This is a genomic window from Aliirhizobium wenxiniae, from assembly GCF_014201355.1.
Classification (GTDB): Bacteria; Pseudomonadota; Alphaproteobacteria; order Rhizobiales; family Rhizobiaceae; genus Neorhizobium; species Neorhizobium wenxiniae.
In genome coordinates this window covers 421,017-443,738 of sequence record NZ_JACHEG010000004.1, presented here as the reverse complement: position 1 = coordinate 443,738, position 22,722 = coordinate 421,017, and the positions used below count along the sequence as shown (strand labels likewise).

Annotated in this window: 6 protein-coding genes and 1 pseudogene; 1 reads left to right on the top strand and 6 read right to left on the bottom strand. The window is 61.0% G+C overall.

The features are described from left to right. Positions 1 to 19: 19 nt before the first annotated feature. The 6 genes from HNQ72_RS19500 to HNQ72_RS19475 all read right to left on the bottom strand — a co-directional run bounded on the left by HNQ72_RS19500 (position 20) and on the right by HNQ72_RS19475 (position 8,717). Positions 20 to 997 (bottom strand): zinc-dependent alcohol dehydrogenase, encoded by a 978-nt coding sequence (locus HNQ72_RS19500; RefSeq protein WP_183994395.1) that lies wholly within the window; start codon positions 995 to 997, stop codon positions 20 to 22. After that, positions 994 to 2,925 (bottom strand): glucans biosynthesis glucosyltransferase MdoH, encoded by a 1,932-nt coding sequence (gene mdoH, locus HNQ72_RS19495; RefSeq protein ID WP_183994393.1) that lies wholly within the window; start codon positions 2,923 to 2,925, stop codon positions 994 to 996. The genes HNQ72_RS19500 and mdoH overlap by 4 nt, the downstream gene beginning before the upstream one ends. Positions 2,926 to 3,074: 149 nt before the next feature. Further along, positions 3,075 to 5,225, bottom strand: a complete 2,151-nt coding sequence (locus HNQ72_RS19490) for a site-2 protease family protein (RefSeq protein WP_183994391.1) — start codon at positions 5,223 to 5,225, stop codon at positions 3,075 to 3,077. Continuing rightward, a complete protein-coding gene (locus HNQ72_RS19485; protein ID WP_183994389.1) occupies positions 5,222 to 6,601 on the bottom strand; it encodes an efflux RND transporter periplasmic adaptor subunit in 1,380 nt (459 codons plus the stop codon). Before HNQ72_RS19485 ends, HNQ72_RS19490 begins: the two co-directional genes overlap by 4 nt. 4 nt (positions 6,602 to 6,605) lie before the next feature. Continuing rightward, positions 6,606 to 7,355: an efflux RND transporter periplasmic adaptor subunit gene (locus tag HNQ72_RS19480; protein WP_183994387.1), complete on the bottom strand. Its 750-nt coding sequence runs from the start codon at positions 7,353 to 7,355 to the stop codon at positions 6,606 to 6,608. A gap of 36 nt (positions 7,356 to 7,391) precedes the next feature. Continuing rightward, positions 7,392 to 8,717, bottom strand: a complete 1,326-nt coding sequence (locus HNQ72_RS19475; RefSeq protein ID WP_244654454.1) for a TolC family protein — start codon at positions 8,715 to 8,717, stop codon at positions 7,392 to 7,394. Positions 8,718 to 9,282: 565 nt separating this feature from the next. Between HNQ72_RS19475 and HNQ72_RS19470 the strand changes: the two are divergent. Continuing rightward, positions 9,283 to 22,707: pseudogene (locus HNQ72_RS19470) on the top strand (tandem-95 repeat protein); the annotation flags it as partial. Positions 22,708 to 22,722 lie beyond the last annotated feature (15 nt).

Below are 22,722 nucleotides of genomic sequence, written 5' to 3'. Positions count from 1 at the left end.
TTCTCAGGTACTCCGGTTGTCAGACATAGCGGATGCGGTGGCACAAGGTGTCCGGATCGGACAGGATGGTGATGTAGCGGCCAGCAAGGTCGTTGAAAGCCGTCTCCCCGGAAATCAGGGCATCGAGACAATCATCCGCCAAAAGCGCCAGCGCCGTTTCAAGTCGCCGCGAAAGTGGCCATCGGGCTCTTCGTGCCGCTGGAACATGGCCCACCTGCGAGCCAACGATCGAAAGACGGTGGCTATGAAACCGGCCCCCGAGCGGTACGACGGACGAGCTGTCTCCGAACCACGACATTTCAACGATCCGTGCTTCGAAACCGGCGACGGCAATGGCCGTCGAAAGGCCATCGGACGTTGCCGATGCATGGATGACCACGTCGCTATCGCAGGCAGAGACCTCGGCATCGCCCGGCAGAGCGAAGCTGCAGCCGAGCGTTTTGGCGAGCCTGCCGCGGTCCGGGTTGACATCGACCAGTGTCACTTGCGTTCCGGGAACCTTCGCAGCCAAAAAACCTGCCAGCAGCCCCACCAGCCCGCCGCCAACAATGGTCACCTTGTCGCCGGCCATGATGCCAGCGTCCCAGATGCCGTTCAGCGCCGTTTCCATATTCGCGGCCAATACGGCACGAGCGGCCGGCACTTCCGATGGAACCGGAATTGCCATGTTCGCCGGTATATGAAACAGGTCCTGATGCGGATGAAGACAAAAAACCGTCTGGCCGATCGGCCTTTCACCACCGGCACTGACTTTACCGACCACCGCATAACCATATTTGACCGGAAACGGAAAATTGCCGGCCTGCATCGGAGCACGCATGCAGTCGCGCTCGCTTGCGGGGACGGCTCCTTCGGCGACCAGTGCTTCCGTCCCCCTGCTGATCGCCCCAAAGCTGCTCTCGACCAGAAGTTCGCCTTCACCAAGCGTGCCCAGCGATGTCGATCTCAGTTCGGCTTGCCTGACGCCGGTCAACCACAACGCGCGCGACATCGTCATGTGCGATTTTCCGCCAGTATTTGGCGGGAAGCACCGGTTTCTTGTTCGGACCTGAATGCATGATCCGGTCTTCGCCAGCGACGGGCGGCATGCGGGACCAGCGGACTCAATATCCGGGGCATCCGCACCTCTTCCGGAACGGCGAACAGGCCGAAACGCGCGGTCCATCGGCCGAAACCTCTCGAAGCGGTAAGCATGGTAAACGGGATTGCCAGACAGAGGCCGGCCACCATCGGCAGCGTCCAGAAAAGAGCGCTGGCCCCCGCTCCGAACAGGAGGGTGATGCCGAGCGAAAAGCCGATGACAGTCTGCAGCCCCATGGTTTTGAGCGCCGAGCGGAAAGAAACGCCCAGCCTGTCGCGGTTCTGGCCGCTCCATGTCACACAGCGCCCGAACGGCAGGCACAGCAGAAAAACAGAGACATAAACGGCAATGATCGGCGCCATCAGCATAGAGGCGAGGATTTCGAGAACGACGGAAAACCCGAAACGCAAACCGCCGCCGTAGCGGCGCACCGCCCCTCTGGTCAGACAGACATCAAGCATGCCGGCCAGTTTGGGGGCGATGGACATGAAGAAGATGGCCGCGAAGAGCGAAAGACCAAGCTGCAGATAGGCGGGATCAAAGCCAGCCGACATGGCCTTCCAGGCGGCAACAAAGGTTGCGGCAATCCAGGCAGGCGGCGCGACATACATCAAGATTGCCTGCAACAGCTGAAATCGACTGAGCGATTTCAGTCCGGGTTCGAACAGGAAGCGCCAATATTGCATGTTTCCCTGGCACCAGCGCAGGTCGCGCTTGGCGAAATCGGGAAATGTCGGCGGATTGGCTTCGAAACTCTGCGTCTCGACAGGCAGAACCCGAACCTCATAGCCGCCGCGCCGCATATAGGCGGCCTCCAGCTGGTCGTGGCTCAGCACATATCCGCCGAGTGGCGGTGAACCAGGCAAGACGGGAAGATTGCAATGCGCCTGGAATGCCGCGGTGCGGATCAGGGCATTATGCCCCCAATAGGGACCGCAATCGGCATTCCACCATGCTGCGCCCATGGTGAAGGTCCGCATGCCATGCCGCATGCCGAATTGAAACATGCGCGCAAAGCCGCTGGTGGCAGGCATTCCCACGACCAGCGTCTGCAGGATGCCGATTTCCGGCCTCCTCTCCATCGCCGCAACAAGCCGAATGATCGCATCGCCGGACATGACGCTGTCTGAATCAAGAGGCAGGAAGAAATCATAGTCCTTGCCGTGTTGATCGAGAAATTCATGGATATTGCCGGCCTTGTAGCCGGTATTGATCTCGCGCCTACGATAGATAGGCCGGTTTTCCGCCGGCATGCCAACCGCTTCCAAAAAGCGTTCAAAGCCGGTCATCTCTGCTTCGGCGACGGCTTTGTCGAACGTGTCGCTTAGGACGAAGATCCGGAAATGATGTGCAAGACCTGTCGCCTTCAGGCTTTCGGCCATTGCCTCCAGCCGCGCCAGAGGGGGAAGCGGATCTTCATTTCTGAGGAACAAGGTCAACGCGGTTCGGGACGACAGAACCCGTGGCCGGTTGTGAAAACCCGTGGGGTAGAACGGATAGATGCTGCGCGCCGGGTCGCCCGGTCCGTGCTGTAGCACAAGGCCGATGATCGCATTCCAGAAGCCCAGCACCGTCCAGGGCATGGCCAGCAGAAAACCGATCAGCATGACAGCTTCGAAGACATCGATCCCATCCGGCGAAAGGATACGAAACAATCCATAAGCAAGCGCTGCAATCGTCCCGATATTGAGTATCAGCACGATTATACGACGTGTCCCGACCGATAGTCCTTCATATCGGAAAACCTCTTCCGGCGCGGTCGCGTGATGATCGGTGCGGCCGCTCTCAAGTCCGTCGTCAGAAGCGGTCTCGGTGGAGTTCGGCCGGCTGGTATGCAGATCCATGTAGGCATGCTTTCGGTGGGGGTCCGATAGCTAAAATTAGGCGCCGGAAACGTTTCAACAAGTCGGCAGGTCGCTCAAACAGGTCATCTTCGTTCTCACGAACGGGTGATCTGCGATCACAAGAATACGGATACCCCCGGTAGGCGCCTCTAAAACCCGGCTTCTCGGAAAAGCACCATCAGCACGCGCCGCCAGGCGCGTTCGGCGAAGCTGACGCCCGTGCCGTCCAGGAGCATGACGCCCTGGACCGATCGACCGGGGAGAAACGCGACGTCGCCAATCCTTGCGACGACTGCATATTGTGCCGATATCGGCACCAGCCGTTGGCGCTTGTCCTCAGTTGCAACGTGTACTGCAATCGCTCCGTGATGTTGCGAGGAAAGCTGTGGCAGGTCGATTTCGCGCGCTCCGGCTTCTGCAATCGCGGCAAGCGTTACTGGCAGCCGTGGCTGCGAAAGATCGTCTGGAATGAACCACCCCGCTGCATTGACGGAGAGCCGCGAACTATCATTGCCCGCCACATATCCCCGTGCAACGGACCCGTTGCCAGCTGAAAGAATGGCGATCTGCTCATTTCGCCCAACCCACTGACCGACCAGAATTTCCGGATTGATCTCGGTGATCGTGCCCTCGAACGGCGCCCTGACGATGAGTGACGCCTTGCGTTCCTCAAGCCCCGTCTTGCGGGCGAGCGAACTGCCAAGTTCGCTTTCTATGATACTACGCTGGGCGAGGTCATCGGCATTGGCGCCGACGCGGGCGAGACGCGAACGGGCAAGCTCTATCTCGACATTGGCGATCCGCAGCTCTTCCCTGATCTGCGGCGCATCGATGACGAACAGGATGTCGCCCGCCTTCACCGCCTGCCCGGATGAAATATCGAGTTTTTCCACGCGCCCCGGTTCTTGCGGATAGAGCCGCACGAACTGTTCGGGATAGATCACCGCCGGTGCTGTCACGCGGGTCGAAAGCGGCAGGAAGGCAAGGACCAGAAGCAGCCCGAGGATCGAGAGCGTAACATAGGTCCGCCGGGTTCTGACGATATCGCTGCGCATGGCCCACCACTCCTTCACTTCCATGACGACGGGACGAATGATGAAAAAGCCGATCTCGACGACAAAAAGCAGGATGCCGACAAGCTTGATGGTGAAGTGATAAACGAGCACGGCAATGCCGAGATAAAGCACCAGCCTGTAGATGGCGGTGGCGATCGCATATGCGGTGAGGATGACATCCAGCCGGGGTGGAAAGGCTTCCGGCGCAGCATAACCGGGCTTGAACAGAAATTCTCTCAGCCGCCAGCGCATGTGCCGGAAACTGCGCGGCTGCAGGTTTTCCACCCCAAGCATATCGGCCAGAATGTAGTAACCGTCGAAGCGCATGAACGGGTTGAGATTGACGAGGAGGCTCAACACCACGCCGGTGGCGGCGAGCACGAAGATCGCGCTGCGCAGCGGTCCGTCCGGCACAAAGGCCCAGGCGAGAAGCGCATAAGCGGCGACCGTCAGCTCAACCAGCATGCCGGCGGAATCGATCCTCAATCTTTGCCAGCGTGACTTCAGCTTCCAGGCATCGCTGACATCGGTATAGAGCAGCGGCATCATCACCATGAACGCCACCCCCATGGTCGGGATACGACAGCCGAAGCGATGAGCCACATAGGCATGGCCGAGTTCATGCAGGCATTTTATGAAGATCACCGACAGGATGGAGATCGCCGCCCCCTCCAGCGAAAAGACGAAAGGGAACGTTCCGATGAAGGAATCCCACTGGCGCGAGACGAGATACACGCCGATAAGTCCAACGATGGCAGAAAGCCACCAGAATACCCGACTGAACAGGAAAGCGACATACGGCCATGTGGCGCGGATGAAGGGCTCGGGTCGGACCAGCGGAATCTTGAAGAACAGGTAATTGTGAATGAGCCGCATGAACCAGGCGTGGCGCGGTTGCGCCTTCTGATGCAGTGCCCGCCAGGCGCCGCGCGTCGGCTCAACCAGCAGGAGATTATGTTCCAGCATCCGCACGACCGTACCGAGGTCATCTACCGACAGGCGCTCGACGAGCCGCGCATTGACTGTCCGCAGAAGATTTCCCACCGTGCGGCTGACATTCCACAGGCTCAGAAGCTGGAACATCTCATAGGTGATGCGGAAGAAGCGGTTGCGGATCGGGTCGAACACCACCCAGGTCGGAGCGCCGGAATAACTTGCCCCTACCCGCATGATCTGCAGGTCTTCGCGAAGCACCGGCAATGGCGCATCCTGAGGTTTGGCGATCTGGGGCTGGCCGACGATCATAGGCCCAGCCGCTGGCGGATGACGGAGATAGGCTTGCGGAACAGGTAATAGGCGAGCGCCACCTTCTCACCGCTGATCTGCGCCGTGCCACGAATCCCGAGGCGCATCTGCTGCGGTTCACCATCCAGCGCCGCATAGATGCGGTAGGCCAGCACATCGCCTTCGATCATCCGGGCCTCGAAGGACGCCGCAACAACCTTGGCACTTGCCGGATTGAGCGGATCGGAATCGAGAAAGGCCCGCACCTTCGCGCCCTTGGAAACCGCGATGGCATCGGCCACCGGCACATCGATGCGCAGCTGCATGCGGTCCGGATCGGCCACTTCCATGATCCGTTCGCCGGTCGTCACCGGCCGCCCCACCCAGTCGCGACGGTCGGTATAGATGGCAATGCCATTAGCCGGAGCACGCACATCGGTGCGCTGCAGCATGTCGCGGGCATAGTCACGTTTGGCAGCCGCAACCGTCAATTCACTGCGGGTGATCGCCAGATCCGCCCGCAGTTTCGGATCGGAGACAGCCCCTTGCGTCACCTGCATCAGCTTGGCTTCCGCGACGCGCACGTCCTGTTCGGCGACCGCGAGCTCGTTGCGCAGCATAACGTCCGACATTTTCAAGAGCGGCTCGCCCACTCTGACGGCCTGGTCCGGATTGACGACGATGCTGTCGATCACGCCATCTATCGGGGCCGCGATGATGCGCGGTGAGATCGGTGCGACCTCGACCGGCGCCAGAACCGTCAGGGGAACCGGGTAAAAACCGAGCGTAACGGCCACAACTGCGGCGGCGGCGAGCAACGGCTTGACCTTGATGCGCCGTTTCAGCCTGCGCTCACCGACAAGTGCTGCCCAGGCATGGGCGTAGGCGCCGGACAAACGGCGAGCAATCAACAGGTCGGCTTCCGTCCATGGCATTTCGCGGGCAAGCAGCATTCCGCCAAACACGGTGCCATCCCTGAGCTTGAAGGGAAACCAGGCGATGAAACGATAGGGAAAATTCACGTGTTCGGTATCGCCAGGCGGACAATAAGCGGGCAGCGCGAAATCGCGGGGTGCTTCTACGCCCTTGTCGGCGCGCAGTGACTGGACGATGGCCTCGATCCAACGGATTCGCGGCGAATTGCGATCGACGCTACCGATCGAGGTGACGGCCTTGACGATCAGGTTTTCCGGACGCCCGGCAAGCGCAAAAGCTTGTCGGCATTTGGTGATGCGGATCGTTTCGTTGGCAATCAGGAAGGCGAGTTCGCTCACCGTCTGTACCTGGCGGGCCTCAGCCTCGGCCCGTAGCAACAGCTCATATCCCTTCGACACGGCCACGGGATCGGCGACGGTGGCCGCAGAGGGGCGAAGTGAAGCCTTGATATTCTGTTCCATCACCTCATCCCCCCGATGCGGGGTTGAACTCGGTCGGGCCGCTCATGCCCGGCAGAATATGGTTCGTGTCGCCGGTAAAGCGACCGGTAACCTTCACCGTCTGACTGACCGGATCGACAATCGCTGCAATTCGCGAAACCTCGGCCTCTTTCTTCTCTCCGGTTTCGTCGATCGTGATGCCGAACCGTGTTCCGGGTTTCAGCCATTTCAGCCAGCTCGACGGGAGAAGTGTCTCGATCTCAAGATCGCCTTCGCTGACGATTTGCATCAGTGGCTGGTTCGGTTCGGGTATCTCATGCTCATGGGCGCGCATGAAGGCAATGCGGCCATCATAGGGCGCGCGGATAACACAGCGCGACATCTTGCTGTGAAAAGCCTCCAGTTCGGCGGAGGCCTGATCTGTCTTTGCCTTGGAAAGCGATACCTCGAACGTGCCGACCGCCTTGGAGCGCGCAAGCCGGACATTGTTTTCGTGCGTGATCGTTTCCGCCCGCAACATGGCCTCGGCCGATTTCACCTGGGCTTCCAGATCGGCACAGTTGAAGGCAACGAGGATATCGCCCTTGGCAAAATGCTGTCCTTCGCGAAACGGCAGGGAGGCGATCGGGAAGATCAGATCCGTGCCGATCATCGCCTCATTAACGGCCTTGACGATGCCGCGCAGCGTTTCTCCATGCTGTTGCGCCTGGACCGAGCCCGCAACGGTGGTGACGAGTGCCGCAAGGACAAGACCCTTTACATTCCATGTTCGCACGACACTCTCCTCACAGTGCTATTCTGGCTCACACCGTTATTTGGCGGCGATCACCTCGATCTTTGCCGGCCCGCCTCCATCGGTCCACATGGTCCTCAGCTGCGCTGCCATCTGCTCGACGCTGGAAGCAGTGGAAAGCCCGGCCGGGAACGGATCGACGCCGAGTGAGGCATAGATATTGGCATAGGCGTTCTGCAGATCCGCATAGGCCATATCGAGCTTGGCATCGGCCAGAAGCGCATTCATCTCCTCGCGGATGAGGATCTGCTCGCTGGTACGCTGCGCCGTCGTCTCGTCCCTCACCTGTTTCAAGATACGATGGGAAACGTTGGAAAGGGCTGCAGCCGTTCCATAGGATTTCTTCAGATGCCCATAACGGACGCGGCTGATATGGACCTGAGTCATGATCGCCATGGCGACGGAGAGCGCACGAGCGTCGAGCACCTCCTTCTCTGCCTCGATCTTTTTGCTGACTGCCGGCATGCTGACGAGCTTCATCGCGTTGAAGCTGACCTTCGTGCCCCATGACAACCAGTCATTGGTGGAAATGAATTCGTTCGAATCGTAATTCGCTCCGGCATAGACGTTGAAGCCCGGCAAAATATCGAGAAGTGCGGCATTGACCTCCTTCTCGTTGATCCTTGTGCGGTAGGCCACTTCACGCATTTCCGGGCGGTTTTCCACCGCGATGCGGAACATTTCCGGCATGTTGTCGGGCACGGCGAGCTTGGTGGAGGCGCGCTTCGGCACAGTGAGAGTGAAATGGGTTCCGGGCGTCACATTCATCAGCGCCGCAAGCTGGCTCTTGGCGACCTTCAGCTCGCCTTCCAGCATTTCGACCTCGCGTTTGACCTCGATCAGCTCGCGTTCGTAGGTGAGCGCCACAAGCGGTGAGCTCTCACCGCCGGAAGACAGGCCGCGCGTATCGCGCAAGGCTCTGGCTACCCGGTTCTCGAGCGCCCTCATGCGTCCGACAAGACGCTGGTAACTGACGGCCCGCCAATAGGCGGTGCGTACGTCCTCGATCACCTTGTTGACGATCCGACGCTTCATCTCTTCCTGGATCAGCGCCTGATCAGCCGCCTGCTTGGCCCGCACATAGGAGAGGCCGAAATCGAGGATGTTCCACGAGAAGGTCAGGTCGGCAGTGCGGATATTGTCGTCGCGCGTGGAGGGGGTCGATGCATCCGCTTCGTTACGCCCGGCATACCCTGCTCCTGCCACCACTTTGGGCAGCGCGCTGTAGCTGACAAGGTCGGCTTCACGCGTTTTCAGGGCCGCTTGCATAATCTCGACTTTCGTGTCAAGGTTGTATTTAAGCGCTCTTGCCATGGCCTGATACAGATCGACCGAGCCTGTCATCGGCTCCTGGTTTGCTGTCGCCCGAAGGAGTTTTTCATTTCCGAAGGTTGCGTTTACCTCCGGAGTGAATGGTTCCGTTTTTACCGTGCACCCGGTCGCAAGCAAGACGGCAAGCACGGTCCAAATCAGCGGAAACTTCACTGCGTCACCTCTTAAGTCATTGCATCGATACCCTCGCGACAAGCGATACCAGGGAACGCGTGCTTCCGACTTTGAGCCACTCAACTTTGACATGGGGCACAAACGCATTCGGAAACCCAGGGCTGCTTAAACATTTACGAATATGATTAATAAGGACCTAATGGATTAGCTCTCCCGAACGTGTGGATGACATATTCCTTCGCGCGATGGATGCGCCAAGAATTGACGAAATGTGCCGATTTTAGCCTTTTTCAATGCTATATCTTGCACTACTAAAATTCGCAGTCGGCGATTAGTATTTCGTAAACAAGACGATTCTAATCCTTGGAACTCGTTAATCCGACAACCGTTGCCCGAGCGATTTTCGTACAACCGGGCATATATCCGCACGGTCTGTCGGGAGTCTTAAAGCGGGAGACACGGCATGAACGAGCATTTCACTCGTCCTGAAAAATCTTCGCCAGCCGGCAAGAAAGCCGGAAAATCGAAGCGAGGATCACAGGACAAGTTCAGTTCCATGCTCATGGAACTTGAACAGCGAATTGCCTTCGACGCGGCAGGCGCTGCAACCGTAGATCACGCGCAAGACGAGCGTTCCACAAAATCAGGCGATGCCGCTGACGCCCACCCGGCCGCGGAAGCAAGTGATCGCGACAGCGACGCACTGTCAAAGGCGCTGGCCGCCGTACCGGACGCCGCACCCGAGCCAACGCAACCACCGATTGAATCCGTAAGACAGGTGGTGGTGGTCGACAGTTCTGTTCCGGACTACGAAACGCTGCTTCAGGACATTGACGGAGATTTCGAGGTCATCGTGCTTGAGAAGGGGCGCGACGGTATCGAACAATTGGCAGAAGCCCTGTCTCACATGAAGGATGTGGAACAGGTTCACATCATTTCCCATGGCGATGAGGGGCGGCTTTATCTCGGCTCGGCGGAGCTGACGATCGAATCCATGGCCGGCGATTACGCCGACGAATTGCAGGGCCTGCGGTCGTCCCTGACCGACGATGCCGATATCCTGATCTATGGCTGCGATTTCGCACGAGGGGAACTTGGTCAGAATGCCGCCCGGATGATGGGCTACATGACAGGTGCCGATATTGCCGCCTCGACCGATTCCACCGGCAACGCGGCACTCGGCGGCGACTGGGACCTCGAATACCGCACCGGTGAGATCACCGCGTCCGTTCTCCCGTCGCTTGATGCCCAACGCGAATATGCTGAGCTCCTGAACGTCCAGGCAAATGTGGGCAATGGTGCGATGCTGGTCGTTTCCGGTCGTACGATCTACAGCGTAGATGTAACGATCGGCAAGGCGACAGCAATCACCATCGCTCCGGCAACCGTCGGCGGCGTGGCAGTTGGTGACGTCCTGAATTCGCTCTCGGTCGATCAGCAGAACGGCCTGATCTATTACACCGACAGCAGCACCGCCAATACCAACCGCGCACTCTACGCCTACGATTTCATCAACAATACGCATATCCTGATTGACAGCGATCTGACCAACAACGGCGCCGGGCTGAGCATCACCACCGGCACGACCGGTGTCGGGGGTGGTGCCGCGGCGTTCTATCAAGGTTCGCTTTATCTCGGTGTGGAAAACGTCACCGGCACAGACGACCAGATCTATCGCATCACCTTCGGCAGTAACGGGCGCACGATCGCCTCGGCTTCCACGTTCGGGGCAGCCATTACCGGGACGAACGACTGGGGCGATTTCGCCATCGATACCACCAACGGCTACCTGCTTAGCCTTAACGGCGCCGCCGCCACCATTACCCGCTACAATCTTGCAAATGGTGCGATTGTCGGCACAATTGCCAACCCGAGCGGCACGAGCCTCGCTCAAGGCGGCGGCGATCTCAACGGCAATACCTATCTCGTCGGCACGTCATCGCTGCAGCAGATCAACGTCAACACGGGCGCGGCTGTCGGTTCGGCAATCACCATCACGACGAACGGCACCACCGTATTGACGGGTATTGCCGATGCGGCCCGCTGGGTGCCGCCGACGGGCTCGATCGGCGACCAGATCTATGACGACAACAATACGAATGGCACATTCGATACCGGCGATGTCGGCATCGCCAATGTCACCGTCCAGCTTATCGACGATGTAAACGGCAATGGTGTCGCCGATGCCGGCGAACGCGTGCTGGCGACCGACACGACCGGCGCCGATGGCAAATACCTCTTCACCGGCGTGTTGCCCGGTCAATATGTGGTACGGGTCACCGATACCAACGGCGTTCTGGGCACGGCGGCAGCGACCACCGCAACCGTACAGGCGGCAACCCTGACAACGATCGGTGCTGTTAATCTCAATGGAGATTTCGGCTACAACGCAGACGCCCCGATCGTGGACCTCAATTCCGGCACCACACCGTCGCAGATCATCAACAATGGCGCCAATCCCGGCGGTACCGGCTGGACGGTCGGCGGCAGTGCGGGAGCGGTCAACAGTGGTGGTTTTGCGTGGACGGGTGACAACACCACGGGCACGCTGACGCAGACCGGCATTTCCGGCTGGAACAACGGTTCGGCGCCGTCGGGCGCAGCGCAGCTGACTTTCGAGATGGGCTGGAACAACGGCATCCTGCTCGGTTTGCCGAACGATACGACGCTGCCTTCCACGGTCGACGTCTCCATCGGCGGCGTCGTTTACGCACGTATTACGACGGGAACGGTCAACGGTACGCCGAATACGGCGACGATTACCTATCTCAACGGCGCAAGCGGTTCTCCATCCACTGTCGCTGCCTCGACGTCCGGCAGTTGGACACGCACCGGCATCACCATCAATCTGCCAAACACGGTGGCGGCCAACGGTAATCTCGTGTTCAGCTTCTCCAGTGTCGGTGCCGGCCTTGTGGTCGCAACCGACGACATTTTCATCGATAATGTCAGCGCCCTGACCAATGTCGATGCCGTTGCCGGCGTCAACTATACGACGACCTATACGGAAAACGGGGCCGGCGTCTCGATCGGCAGTACCGCGACCGATGTGCGCGACCTCGACAGCACCAACATCCGTTCCGCGACCATCGTGCTCACCAACGCCCAGGCCGGCGACCTGCTGACGCTTGGAACATTGCCGACCGGGATTTCCGGAACAGTCGATACATCCGTCACCGGGCAGGTTACCGTCACCCTGACGGGTGCGGCCACCAAGGCGAACTATGCTGCCGCCATCCGCGGCATCACCTTCTCCAATACGGGCGATAACCCGAGCACCACGGCGCGTGTGATCAACGTCACGGTCAGTGACGGCGGCCTGACGTCCGCCGTGGCTACCTCGACGATCAGCGTCATCGCCGTCGACGACGCGCCGGTCAACACACTGCCGGCCTCCGGCTGGACGACCAACGAGGATACCAGCGTCGCATTGTCCGGCCTGTCGATCGCCGACATCGATGCAGGCAACGGCACGATGACGGTGACACTCAACGTCGCCACCGGCACGATCACCGCTGCCGCAGGCAGCAATGTCACGGTTACCGGCACCGGAACAGGCACGATCACGCTGTCGGGCTCCGTCACCAACATCAACGCCTATCTCGCGGCTGCATCAGCTCTCGTTTATGTGCCGGTCGCGGACGCCAACGGCGCCGTGGTCCTGACCATGACGACCAACGACAACGGCAATACCGGAACCGGCGGACCGCTGACGGATATCGACCAGCGCAACATCACCATCAATCCCGTCAACGACGCGCCGGTACTCGACCTCGACGGCTCGACCGCAGGCTCCGGTTATTCGATCGGCTATACGGAAAACGCTGCGGGCGTTGCGATCGCCAACACAAATAACTCGGTCATCGATGTCGACAATACCAACATCGCCTCGGCGACGATCGTTATCACCAACGGTCAAGTGGGAGACGTTCTGGCCGCGACCGGCACATTGCCGACAGGTATTACCGCCAGCTACAATTCCGCAACCTACACGCTGACCCTCACGGGGTCGGCCACCAAGGCGGCCTATCAGACGGCGCTGGCGCAGATCCTCTACTCCTCGACATCGGACAACCCGACAATCGGCGGCACGGTGACGGGCCGCAATATCAGCGTCTCCGTCAGCGACGGCGCGCTCGCTTCCAACACGGCCGTCACGACGGTGGCGGTCACCGCCGTCAACGATGCACCGGTCAACACGCTTCCGGCCGCTGGCTGGACGACCAATGAGGACACCAATGTCGCGCTGACCGGCCTGTCGATTACCGATCTCGACGCTGCGACAGGCTCGATGTCGGTGACGCTGAACGTCGCGTCCGGCACGCTTACCGCGACAGCGGGCGGCAGCGTCGCGGTCAGCGGTTCGGGGACGAACACCATCGTGCTGACAGGCACGTTCGCCAATATCAACGCCTATCTCGCCTCTGCCTCCGCACCCGTCTATGTCCCGGTCGCCGATGCCAATGGGCCGGTCGTCCTGCGGATGACCACGAGCGACAACGGCAATACCGGATCCGGCGGCCCGCTTACCGATACCGATACCGCCACGATTAACATCACCCCCGTCAACGACGCGCCGATCCTCGACCTCGATACCGGCAGCTCCGGCACCGGATACTCTACGAGCTACACCGAAAACGGTACGGGCGTCGCCATCACCGGCGCATCCAGCCTGATCACCGATGTCGACAATGCCAACATGACGTCGCTGACTGTCTCGATCGGCAATGGCCAGGCGGGCGACGTTCTGGCTCTTGCCAATCCGCCGGCGGGCATCACCGTAAGCTACAATGCGGCGACATTCACCCTGACGCTGACCGGTTCGGCCACCAAAGCGGACTATCAGACGGCCCTGCAGGCGATCCGCTATTCCTCGACGTCCGAAAACCCGTCGACCATCGCCCGTACGATCAACGTCGTCACCAATGACGGCGCGGTCAATTCCAATACGGCGGTTGCGACCGTCAACGTGATTGCCGTCAACGACGCCCCCGTCAATACCGTCCCCGGCCCGCAAACGGTTCAGGAAGATGTGCTGACCGCCATTGCCGGGCTCTCCGTTACTGATGTGGACAGCACCAATGTCACCGTGACGCTGACGGTCGCCAACGGCATCCTCTCGCCCTCGGCGACAGCCGGAACAGTCACGGGGGCCGGGACCGGTACAGTCACCATTTCCGGCACGCAGGCCCAGGTAAACACCGTGCTTGCCTCGCTTCGTTACCAGGGCAATGCCGACTACAACGGCACCGACACGCTGACCATGGTCACCTCGGACGGTTCGCTTTCCGATACCGATACGGTCGCGATCACCATCACGCCGGTCGCCGACATTGTCGATGATACAGTCACAACCAATGAAGACACGCCGCTCTCCTTCAACGTCATCACCGGCACGAACGGTGCATCGGCCGACAATTTCGAGAATTCAGGCCGTACACTGACCTCAGTGACCCAGCCACCCGCAGGTCAGGGCAGCGTCACCTTCAATGCCGACGGCACGCTCACCTACACGCCGACCGCCAATTTCAACGGCCAGACCACATTCACCTACACCGTTACCTCCGGCGGCGTCACTGAAACGGCGAACGTCACCATCAACGTCACCGCTGTCAATGATGCGCCGGTCAACACCCTGCCGGCCTCGGGCTGGGCGACCAATGAAGACACCAATGTCGCGCTGACCGGCCTGTCCATCACCGATGTCGATGCCGGAACCGGCTCGATGAGCGTACAACTCTCGGTAACCGCAGGTACGCTCAGCGCCACATCGGGCGGCAATGTCATCGTCACAGGCTCGGGCGGCACGATCACACTCACCGGCACACTTGCCAATATCAACGCCTATCTCGCTTCCGCTTCCGCCCCGGTCTATGTCCCGGTCGCCAATTCCAATGGCAGCGTCACGCTGACCATGACCACCAGCGATGGAGGCAATACCGGCACGGGCGGCACGCTGACCGACGTCGATACCCGCCCGATCACGATTTCGGCCGTCAACGATGCGCCGGTCAATACCCTGCCTGGCAGCTTTTCGACGGCCGAAGACACATCTGTCGGCCTGACCGGCATCCAGATTTCCGATGTCGATGCCGCCAGCGGCACAATGACCGTCACACTCGGCGTCAATTCCGGCATCCTGACCGCAAGTGCCGCCGGCAGCGTCACTGTCTCCGGCTCGGGAACCGGCACGATCACGCTGACCGGCACGCTTGCCAACCTGAACGCATTTCTCTCCGGCGCATCCCGCCCGACGTTTACGCCTGTCGCCGATTTCAACGGCGCAGTCACGCTGACCATGACCACAAGTGACGGCGGCAATACCGGCTCGGGCGGCACGCTGACGGATGTCGATACCTCGACGATCACCGTCACGCCGGTCAACGATGCCCCAATCCTAGATCTTGACGCCTCGGGCGCCGGTACCGGCTTCACCACGAGCTACACCGAAAACGGCACTGGCGTCGCCATCGTCGATACCGACGTGCTGATCACCGACGTCGACAATGCCAACATGAGTTCGGCAACGATCGTCATCACCAATCCGGTGGCCGGTGACACGCTGTCGATTGCAGGCACCCTGCCCTCCGGCATCACATTTGCCTATAATTCGTCGACCTCCACGCTGACGCTTTCCGGTTCGGCCTCCAAGGCCGACTACCAGACGGCACTGCAGCAGATCCGCTATTCCTCGACGTCCGACGATCCGGGATCGACCGCCCGTACGATCAGCATCTCCGTCAACGACGGCAGCGCGGCATCCAACACGGCGATCGCAACGGTCTCCGTCATCCCGGTCAACGATCCGCCAGTCAACACCCTGCCGGCAGGCTATACGACGGCAGAGGATACGCCGCTCTCGCTCAGTGGCCTCTCTGTCGCCGACCCGGACGCAGGCACCGTCAGCATGACGGTCTCGATCGGCGTCAATTCCGGCACTATCGCGGCCGCGGGTGCAGGCGGCGTCACCGTTTCGGGGTCCGGCACCGGCACGATCACGCTTACCGGCACGCTCGCCAATATCAATGCCTACCTTGCTGCGGGTGCCACCCAGCCGGTCTATACCCCGGTCGCCGATTTCAATGGCGCGGTGACGCTGACCATGACGAGCAGCGACGGGTCGTTGACGGATACCGACAGCCGGACGATCAACGTCACGGCCGTCGCGGACATTGCCAACGATACGGTGACGACCAACGAGGACACGACCGCGACGATCGACGTCAACGCCAACGACAGCTTCGAGAACTCCGCCCACCAGATTACCGCAATCAATGGCAGCTCGATCGTCGCCAATGGCGTGGTCGCTGTGGCAAACGGCACCGTGCGGCTTAACGCCAATGGCACGCTCACGTTCACCCCGACGGCGGATTACAACGGCCAAACGAGCTTCACCTACACCGTCACCTCGGGCGGGGTCATCGAAACCGCTACCGTCACCGTCAATGTCACGCCGGTCAACGACGCGCCGGTCAACACCGTGCCGGGTGCCCAGACGACCGCGGAGGATTCTCCGCTGGCGATCAGCGGCGTCAGCGTGGCAGATGTCGACGGCGGCAACCTTACCACCACCGTCAGCGTCACCAACGGCGCGCTCTCCGTCACGACAGGCGGGGGCGCGGCGATTACCAATAACGGCACCGGCACGGTGACGATTGCCGGCACGGCGGCGCAGATCAACGCGGCGCTTGCCGGCCTCGCCTACACCCCAACCGCCGATTACAACGGCGCGGCCCAGGTGACGCTCGTCACCTCCGACGGGCAGCTCACCGATACGGACGGCATCGCCATCACCGTCACGCCGGTAGCCGATATCGCCAACGACACAGTAACGACACCGGAAGACACGGCCGTCGCCATAAACGTCAACCAGAACGACAGTTTCGAGAATTCCGCCCACCAGATCACCGCGATCAACGGAACGGCTGTCGCTGTCAACGGCACTGTCGCGGTTGCCAACGGCACGGCACGCCTGAATTCCGACGGCACGATCACCTTCACGCCGGCAGCGAACTACAACGGCCAGACGACCTTCACCTACACGGTGACGTCCGGCGAGGTCATCGAAACCGCTACCGTCACCGTCAATGTGACGCCCGTCAACGACGCCCCTGTCAACACCGTGCCGGGCGCCCAGACGGTGGCCGAAGACGGTACGATCACATTCTCGCCTGCCGCCGGCAACGCGATCTCCGTCACCGATGTCGATAACGGCACGCTGACGGTGACGCTGACCGTCACCAACGGCGCCTTCTCGCTCTCAAGTATCGCCGGCCTTACCTTCACTGCGGGCGATGGCACGTCTGATGCGACCATGACCTTCTCCGGCACCACGGCCGCGATAAATGCCGCGCTTGCCGGCGCCACCTATGTGCCGACCCGCGATTACAACGGTCCCGCCCAGATAACGCTTACCACCTCGGATGGCTCACTTACCGATGTCGACTCCATCGGTGTGACGATCACGCCGGTAACCGACATCGCCAACGATTCCGTCTCCACCGACGAGGATGTCGCGGTCACTATTCCTGTTCTTGCCAACGACACTTTCGACAACCCCGGGCGTGCGATTACCGCCATCAACGGTAGCGCGATTGCTGTCGGCGGCACGGTATCGGTGGCCAACGGCACGGTGCAGCTCACCTCGGGCGGACAGCTCGTCTTCACCCCGACGCTCGATTACAACGGCGTTACAACCTTCCAGTACACGGTCACCTCCGGCGGCGTCACCGAGACGGCGACGGTTGCCGTCGCGGTCGCCTCGATCAATACGCCGCCGGTCAATACCATTCCGGCCAGTTACACCACTTTGGAAGACACGGGCCTTGGTCTGAGCGGCCTGTCGATTTCCGATGCGGATGCCGGCACCGGCACGGTCTCCGTAACACTTGCAGTCGATAGCGGCATCCTCACCGCAGCCAATGCCGGCGGCGTCACGGTCACCGGCAGCGGCAATGGCCAGATCGTCCTGTCCGGCACGATCTCCGCCATCAACGCCTATCTCGCGGGCGCCTCCCGCCCGACCTTCACGCCCGCCGCCAATTCCGTCGCCAGTGTCACGCTGACGATGACGACCAATGATAATGGCAATACCGGCGGCCCGGCGCTGACCGATATCGATACCTCGACCATCACCATCACTCCGGTCAACGATGCACCTGCCGGCACCGACAAGACGATCACGCTGACAGAGGATGGCAGCTACACCTTCACCGCCGCCGATTTCGGTTTCACCGACCCGAACGACAGCCCGGCGAACACATTGTCGGCCGTCATCATCAACACGCTGCCGACCAATGGCGCGCTGACGCTTGGCGGCGTTCAGGTCACCGCAAACCAGGTCATTAACGCCGCCAATATCGGCAGCCTCGTTTTCACACCTAACGCCAATGCCAATGGCACGGCACTCGCGTCCTTCACCTTCCAGGTGCGCGACAATGGCGGCACGGCCAATGGTGGCGTCAATACCGACCCGACACCGAACACGATTACCTTCAACGTCACCGCCGTCAACGACGCGCCGGTCAACACGCTGCCCGGCAGCTTCGCCACCAACGAAGACACGGCTCTCGCGCTGACAGGCATCTCGATTTCCGATGTCGATGCCGGGACAAGCAATGTCACCGTGACGCTGACGGTCGGCTCAGGCACGCTGTCGGCCGCAACCGCCGGCGGCGTCACCGTTACCGGCTCGGGCAACTCGATCACGCTCACCGGCACTGTTGCCAATATCAACGCCTTCCTCGCCGGCTCCTCGAGGCCGACCTACACGCCGGTCGCCAATGCCAATGGCCCGGTCACGCTGACCATGGTCACCAATGACGGCGGCAATACCGGAACCGGCGGCGCGCTTTCCGATACCGACACGTCGACGATCAACATTGCCCCGATCAACGATGCACCGGTCGGTTCCAATGCAGCGATCAGCACCAATGAAGATACGCTCTTCTCCGGCACACTACCGGTCGCGACCGATGTCGATGGCGATACGCTGACCTATTCGGCGGGCTCCACCGGCCCTTCGCATGGCGTTGTCACCATCAATGCCAACGGCACCTATACCTATGCCCCGGCCGCCAATTTCAACGGCACCGACACGTTCACCTACCGCGTTAGCGACGGAACGGTGAGCGTTCAGTACACCGTCACCGTCACGGTCAATGCCGTCAACGACGCCCCGGTCGCGGCCAATGACAGTGCCCAGACCGCCGCAAACAGCAATGTCTCGGCCAATGTCCTGACCAATGACTCGGATGTCGATGGAGACACGCTGACAGTTTCCCAGGTAAACGGCGTTTCCGGCAATGTCGGTGTGGCCGTTGCCGGTTCCAACGGCGGCACGTTCACGATCGGCACCAATGGTGCAGCCGTCTTCAACCCGGGCACGGCCTTTGTCGATCTTGCCGCCGGTCAGACGCGGACAAGTTCGGTCACCTACCAGGTTTCCGACGGCAATGGCGGCACTGCAACCGCCACCTTCACGGTCACCGTTACAGGCGTCAACGACGCCCCGATCTCCACTCCGATCGCCAACCAGAGCTCCAGCGACGCCCAGACGGTCTCGCTCAACGTCTCCGGCAATTTCAGCGATCCGGATGCAGGCGACAGCCTGACCTATACCACGACCGGTCTGCCACCCGGCCTGTCGATCAGCGCAGCCGGCGTCATTACCGGCACGATCAACCGCAGCGCCAGCGTCAACGGCCCCTATTCGGTTACCGTGACGGCCACCGACAGTTCCGGCGCGCAGGCAAGCCGCAGCTTTACCTGGGCTGTCGCCAACCCGGCGCCGATCGCCGGCAACGATGCTTTCGCCACGACCGAAAATGCTGCGATCAACGGCTCCGTCCTTACCAATGATAGCGACCCCGATGGCGATCCGATCACTGTTTCGGCGGTCGGCGGTAGCGGCGCTGGTGTCGGTGCGGCGGTTGCCGGTTCGAACGGCGGCACATTCACCATCAATGCCGATGGCACCTATGCTTTCAACCCCGGTACCAGTTTCGACAATCTTGCCGCCGGCCAGACCCGTGCGACATCGATCACCTACACGATCTCGGACGGCCAGGGTGGCACCGCGACGGCCACCGTGACGGTCACCGTCACCGGTCAGAACGACGCGCCGAACGCCGTCAACGACACGTTCACGACCAATGAGGATACGCCCGTCACCTTCGACGTGCGGGCAAACGACAGCGACGTCGACGGCGGCACGCTGACGGTCACCGCGATCAACGGCACAGCGATCTCTGTCGGCAATCCCGTCACCGTCACCGGCGGTGTAGTATCGCTCAATGCCAACGGCTCGCTCACCTTCACGCCGAACGCCGATTACAACGGCAACCCGAGCTTCACCTATACCGTGTCCGACGGCCAGGGCGGCGCGACGACCGCCACCGTCAACGGCACCGTCAATCCGGTCCAGGACCCACCGGTCGCCGCCAATGACACCTTCACCACGCCGGAAGACACGGCCATTACCTTCGACGTGCGGACCAACGATAGCGATGTAGACAACGACCCGCTGACGGTGACGCAGATCAACGGGTTGGCCGTCACCTCCGGCGGCTCTGTCGCAGTCACCGGCGGTACGGTCAGGCTGAACGCCAACGGCACGCTCACCTTCACGCCTGCCGCCAACTATTTCGGCTCCCCGAGCTTTACCTACACGATTTCCGATGGCCAGGGCGGCACCGCGACCGCAACGGTCAACGGCACCGTCACTCCTGTGCAGGATCCGCCGGTCGCCGCCGGCGACATGTTTACCACCGCCGAAGACACGCCGACGACGATCAACGTCCTCGGCAACGACAGCGACCCGGACGGCGACACGCTGACCATTACAACGATCAACACGACGGCGATCTCGGTTGGCGAAACCGTCTCCGTCACCGGCGGCACGGTGACGCTCAATGCCAATGGCACGCTTACCTTCAACCCCGCCGCCAACTATAACGGCAGCCCGAGCTTCACCTACACGATCTCCGACGGCAATGGCGGCACCGCGACGGCAACCGTCAACGGCACTGTAATACCGGTCAATGATGCACCGATCGCCACAAACGATACGTTCACCACGCCAGAAGACACCACCGTCACCATCAACGTTCGCGCCAACGATACGGATGTCGATGGCGACACGCTGACGGTGACGCAGATCAACGGCACCGCAATCGTTACAGGCGCCACCGTCTCCGTCACCGGCGGTACGGTGACACTCAACGCCAACGGCACGCTCACCTTCAATCCCGCGGCCAACTATAACGGCAGCCCGAGCTTCACCTACACGATTTCCGACGGCAACGGCGGTACCGCGACGGCCACCGTCAACGGCACCGTCACCCCGGTCAACGACGTACCGGTTGCCACAAACGACACGTTCACCACGCCGGAAGACACAGCGATCACCTTCGATGTTCGCAGCAATGACACGGATGCCGACGGCGACGCCCTGACAGTCACCGCCATCAACGGCACGGCGATTGCCGCCGGCCAGTCCGTCGCGATCACCGGCGGATCGATCCGTCTCGATGCCGACGGCCGTCTGAGCTTCACGCCGAACGCGAATTTCAATGGCAATGTCAGCTTCACCTATACGGTCTCGGACGGCACCGCCTCTGCCAACGCAACCGTCAACGGCACGGTGACGCCGGTCAACGACGCTCCCACCTCCTCCAATATCAGCGTTTCGACCAACGAAGACACGGCCCTTTCCGGCACCCTGACCGCCACCGATGTGGATAACGACCCGATCACCTTTGCAGCCGGCTCGACGACACCCGCTCATGGCACGGTGACGATCAATGCCAACGGAACCTACACCTACACGCCGAACGCCAATTACAACGGCACAGATACGTTCAGCTTCGTCGTCACCGATCCGAATGGCGGCCGCAACGAATACACGGTGACGGTTACCGTGAGCGCCATCAACGACACGCCGGTCGGCACACCGCTGCCGGATCGCGCCGCCAATGATGGCGCAACAGTCAATTTCGATGTTTCCGGTTTCTTCTCCGACGCCGATAACGATACGCTGACCTATTCCCAGACCGGCCTGCCGGCAGGCCTGTCGATCAGCGCTGCGGGTATCATCACCGGCACGATCGACCGCAATGCCAGCCAGGGCGGCAACAACGGCGTCTATTCGGTGACGGTCACCGTTTCGGACGGCAACGGTGGCACGACGCAGCAGACATTCGCGCTCACCGTCTCCAACCCCGCTCCGATCGCCGTCAACGACAACGCCACGACGCTGGAAGACACGGCTGTCACCCTCAACGTGCTGGCCAATGACAGCGATCCGGATGGTGATCCGCTCTCGGTCGTCTCGGCGACCGCCGCCCATGGCACGGTTACCATCCTCGCCGACGGTGAGATCTCCTACCTGCCGGATGCCAACTACAACGGCACCGACACGATCACCTACACGATTTCGGACGGCAATGGCGGCACCGCGACGGGAACGGTCACCGTGACCATCACCCCGGTCAACGACGATCCGATCGGCAGTCCGATCGCCGACCGGACCCGCAACGACGGCGATACCGACAGCCTGGACCTCTCCGCCTTCTTCTCCGACCCGGAAGGCGGCACACTGACCTACAGCGTTACCGGCCTTCCGCCGGGTCTGACGCTTTCAGGCAGCACGATTTCCGGTGACATCGCCAATGATGCGTCCGGACCGACAGGTGAGCGCATCTACACCATCAACGTCACGGCATCCGATGGCGCCGGCGGCACGACGGTCGTCACGTTCAATTATACCGTCCTCAACATCCCGCCGATCGCGAGAGACGATGCGGTAACGACGCCCGAGGATACCCCGGTCAATATCGATATCCTCGCCAATGACAGCGACCCCGATGGCGACGACGCGGAAGTCATTCGTGTCAACAATCAG

Bases quoted from the DNA above. Each gene is read 5' to 3' on its own strand.
- mdoH (WP_183994393.1), bottom strand. From the start codon at position 2,925: ATGGATCTGCATACCAGCCGGCCGAACTCCACCGAGACCGCTTCTGAC.
- HNQ72_RS19485 (WP_183994389.1), bottom strand. From the start codon at position 6,601: ATGGAACAGAATATCAAGGCTTCACTTCGCCCCTCTGCGGCCACCGTC.
- HNQ72_RS19475 (WP_244654454.1), bottom strand. From the start codon at position 8,717: ATGACAGGCTCGGTCGATCTGTATCAGGCCATGGCAAGAGCGCTTAAA.
- HNQ72_RS19490 (WP_183994391.1), bottom strand. From the start codon at position 5,225: ATGATCGTCGGCCAGCCCCAGATCGCCAAACCTCAGGATGCGCCATTG.
- HNQ72_RS19500 (WP_183994395.1), bottom strand. From the start codon at position 997: ATGACGATGTCGCGCGCGTTGTGGTTGACCGGCGTCAGGCAAGCCGAA.